General features: G+C 68.1%; 5 protein-coding genes. 1 reads left to right on the forward strand and 4 read right to left on the reverse strand.

Annotated features, from left to right (window positions below):
• Positions 1 to 27: 27 nt before the first annotated feature.
• From DBR20_RS03830 to DBR20_RS03845, 4 genes are read right to left on the reverse strand one after another with little or no spacing between them, the layout of a single operon-like run.
• Positions 28 to 576, reverse strand: a complete 549-nt coding sequence (locus DBR20_RS03830; protein WP_108265242.1) for a DUF3299 domain-containing protein — start codon at positions 574 to 576, stop codon at positions 28 to 30.
• A 2-nt stretch (positions 577 to 578) separates the two neighbouring features.
• Entirely contained in the window at positions 579 to 1,832 is a 1,254-nt protein-coding gene (locus DBR20_RS03835) for an ABC transporter permease (protein WP_108265243.1), read from the reverse strand.
• Positions 1,825 to 2,520, reverse strand: a complete 696-nt coding sequence (locus DBR20_RS03840) for an ATP-binding cassette domain-containing protein (RefSeq protein ID WP_108265244.1) — start codon at positions 2,518 to 2,520, stop codon at positions 1,825 to 1,827. Before DBR20_RS03840 ends, DBR20_RS03835 begins: the two co-directional genes overlap by 8 nt.
• On the reverse strand, positions 2,517 to 3,050 hold the full coding sequence (locus DBR20_RS03845; RefSeq protein WP_100552636.1) for a DUF2796 domain-containing protein: 534 nt from the start codon (positions 3,048 to 3,050) through the stop codon (positions 2,517 to 2,519). The genes DBR20_RS03840 and DBR20_RS03845 overlap by 4 nt, the downstream gene beginning before the upstream one ends.
• 32 nt (positions 3,051 to 3,082) lie before the next feature.
• On the opposite strand from DBR20_RS03845, the gene DBR20_RS03850 reads away from it, so the two are divergent.
• Positions 3,083 to 3,515 (forward strand): MerC domain-containing protein (locus DBR20_RS03850; protein ID WP_108265253.1); only part of this gene is annotated, 433 nt, incomplete at its 3' end.

Here is a 3,515-nt window from a genome sequence, read left to right on the forward strand (position 1 = left end):
GCAAACACAGCGGCAAACACCTTCGCGCTACGGTTCATAAGGCCTCAATTCGGCGCCGGCCATGCTGTAGGCCGAGCCTGCAAGATCATCGTCCACCCGCTCGGCACGCAGCACGCCGGCCAGGAAGAACGGCGAGTACATGTCGGGCATGGCAATCGGCCGCGGCAGCACCACGTGCACGATCTGGTTCGGTGGCGGCGGTGGCACGTGGATGCACGCGCCGTAGTACGGCACGAACAGGAATTCGAGCAGTCGACCATCTGCGGCATTGGCCAAGGGCACGACATAGCCCGGCAACCGCACCGCGCGATCCAGTACCGCGTCCACGGTACGGAAGGTACCGAACTGGGCCATGCGCCGGTTGCCGCTGTGCTGCACCTCCGGCCCCTCACCGCGCTCCAGTGCTGCCAGTTCATCGCCCGGCAGCATCTGCAACCAGTCCAGTTCCTGCTCGCTCTCGGCACGGGCACTGTCTTGCACCGGCGACGGCGGCAGTGCCTGCACACCGGTATCAGTCGGCCGCGTGCAGGCGACCAGCAGCATTGCCGCAGCCAGCAGCAACCCGCGGACGCCCATGCTCATGACGCAGGCGCCAGGCCATCGGCCAGGGTGCGCCGGTAGGCCAGCAGCGCAGGCAGCAGGCCTGCGACCGCGCTGATCAGCAGCACGCCGCCCACCCAGGCCAGTTCGCGCGCGTCCGGCCAGACGTGGGTGATCGACAGACCGAAATTGGCCAGCGCCCAGCTGCGCCCCACCACGCTGGCGCAGGTCAGCACGGCCAGCGCCAACGCGCAGGCCATCGTCGCGGTGGCCACGGCTTCAACCACCAGCAGGCAGGCGACATAGGCCGGACGCGCACCGGTAGCACGCAGCACCGCCATCTCGCGGCGGCGCTCCTGCAGCGTCGATACCAGCAGCGCCATCAGCGAAACCATGCCCAGCAGCACCACCATCGCACTGATCAACTGCAACGCGCGCTCGGCGGTCCCCAGCGACTGCCAGAGCTGCTGCAGGGTCACGCCGGGCAGGATCGCCTGCAGCGCTTCGTCTGAATACTCATTGATGCTGCGCTGCACGCCGAACGTTGCGATGCGCGAGTTCAGGCCCAGCATGAAGGCGGTGATGCTGGTCGGGGTCAGGTCGAGCTGGCGTGCCTGTTCGGCGCTGACATGCTGGCTGCGAAGCTGCACGCCGGAACGCCAGTCGACATGGATCGCCTCGATCGCTGGCAGTGACACCAGCACGGAAGAATCCACCGGCGTGCCCGTACGCTGCAGGATGCCGACCACACGGAACGGCTTGTCCGCATGCGTGGCCAGGGTTACCGCACCGGTGCCATGGGCCAGCACGATGTCAGCGCCCACGCCGATGTGCGCCGCCTGCGCGACCTCAGCGCCGACCACCGCGTCATACAGGTCGTCGAACGGCTTGCCCTGTGCGAATGCCAGCGGATGCCCTGCGCCATGCCGGTAGTGTTCGAAGTAGCCGGCAGTGGTGCCGATCACCCGATAGCCCCGCCAGGAATCGCCCAATGACAGCGGTACCGCCCATTTCACCTGCGGCAGCGCGGACAGTTCCTGGTAGGACTGCCAGGACACGTTATTGGTCGGGTCTCCGATATGGAACACCGAATACAGCAGCAGGTTCACCGGCCCCGAGCGCGCGCCGACGATCAGGTCCGTGCCCGAGACGGTGCTGGCAAAGCCTTCGTGGGCCTGCGTGCGGATGCGTTCCACGCCCAGCAGCAGGACCACGCTCAGGGTGATGACCAGCACGGTCAGGCTCACGCTCAGGGCGCGGCTGCGCAGGCTGGCCCAGGCCAACTCAAACATGTGCACCCCCTGCCCGGTTCAGATCACCCAGCGACAGCACCTGGTCGAACAACGGCTGCAGGCGGTCATCGTGGCTGACCACCAGCGCGGTGGTACCGGCGGCGCGGCACTGCGCGGACATCAGCTGCAGGAAGGCCGTGGCCGCGGCGGGGTCCAGCGCCGAGGTCGGTTCGTCGGCCAGCAGTACCGCTGGGCGGCCGATCAAGGCACGGGCAGCGGCAACGCGCTGCTGCTGGCCGACGCTGAGCGTACCCGCCGCACGCGGCATCAGTGCCGGGTCCAGCTGCAGCGCGCGCAGCAGCCGCGCGATTTCAGCGTCCAGCCCACCGTCGATGCGCACGTTGCGCAGAGGCGAGAAGCGCACGCCCAGGGCGATGTTGTTGCGCACGCTCAGGAACGGCAGCAGGTTGAACTGCTGGAAGATCACGCCCAGCTGATCGGCGCGGAAACGATCACGCGCGGCCGCGCCCAACGTGTTCACCGCATGACCGGCGACACGGATGCTGCCGCTGCCCGGCAGCAGGATGCCTGCCAGCAGGCCCAGCAACGTGCTCTTGCCCGAGCCGCTGGTGCCGCGCAGCAGTACGCTGCTGCCCGCGCTCACCTGCAGCTGTGCGATGTCCAGCACTGCTCGGTCTGCGTAGCCGAACTGCACGCCCTGCAGGTCGATGATGGCCGCTTCGTTCATGGCGCCAGCGGCACCCGCAGGCTGTCGGCGGTCACCACGCTGCGGCCCTGCCCGGTCGATGTTGCGGTATTGACGATCACCTCATGCAGGCCCGGAAACAGCGTCGGCAGTGGCAATGCCAGCCCCCGCAATGCCGCCGGGTTGGCGCAGTGGTAGCGCAGCGCTGCGGTGAATCCGGCGTGCGTGTGCTGGCCGGGCTGCGTTGCCACCGCCACTGGCGCAAAGCCTTCCGCAGTCGCCTCGGCATGGTCCAGCCGGCACTGCGCAGCGCTCGGCAAGGTGACCCAGCTGCCGCTCTGCAGGATCGATCGCGCCCGCGCCAATGCGGCCTGTTCGCGGCTGTCGGCAGGTGGTCGTTCGAAATCGAGGATGCCGATGCCCGGCGCACGCAGTGCCAGCTCCAGCGTTCCCTGGTCCACGGCCAGATCGACATCGGCCTGGCCATGGACATGCGCATCGTGATGGCGCACGTCGTGGGCGTTCGCAGAATGGGCAGCAAGCAGCAGTAGAAGGGCGGCAGAACGTTTCATGGGGGAGCTCCGTATTGTTACTATGTAACATTATGGACCACATCCCGACCTCGCCCGCAAGGGCCCGCGCCCAGCCGCCAGCTTCGGCACGCTGGCATCCCCGCTTCGATCTGGCAGGCGCCTGGCTGTCGCTGGCCTGCGCCGCGCATTGCGTGGCCCTGCCTCTGCTGCTGGCCTTCACGCCCGCGGCGATGATGGCGCTGCGCTCGTTCCAGCACCCTGGCCACGCGGCGATGACCGCGCTGCTGGTGATGTCGCGCTGGGAATGGCTGTTCGCGCTGCTGGCCTCGACGATGGCCCTGCTCAGCACCGCTGCCGGCCAGCGCCGCCATCAGCGGGCACTGCCGCTGTGCGTGGCCCTTGCAGGCGCGATACTGCTGCTGTCCGCTTCGCTGTACCTGCCATTGAAGGAATCGCTGCTCTGGCATGGCACTGCCACCGCCTGCGGCGGGGTGATGCTGGCCG

This window comes from Stenotrophomonas sp. HMWF023 (assembly GCF_003060985.1).
GTDB classification, from domain to species: domain Bacteria; phylum Pseudomonadota; class Gammaproteobacteria; order Xanthomonadales; family Xanthomonadaceae; genus Stenotrophomonas; species Stenotrophomonas lactitubi.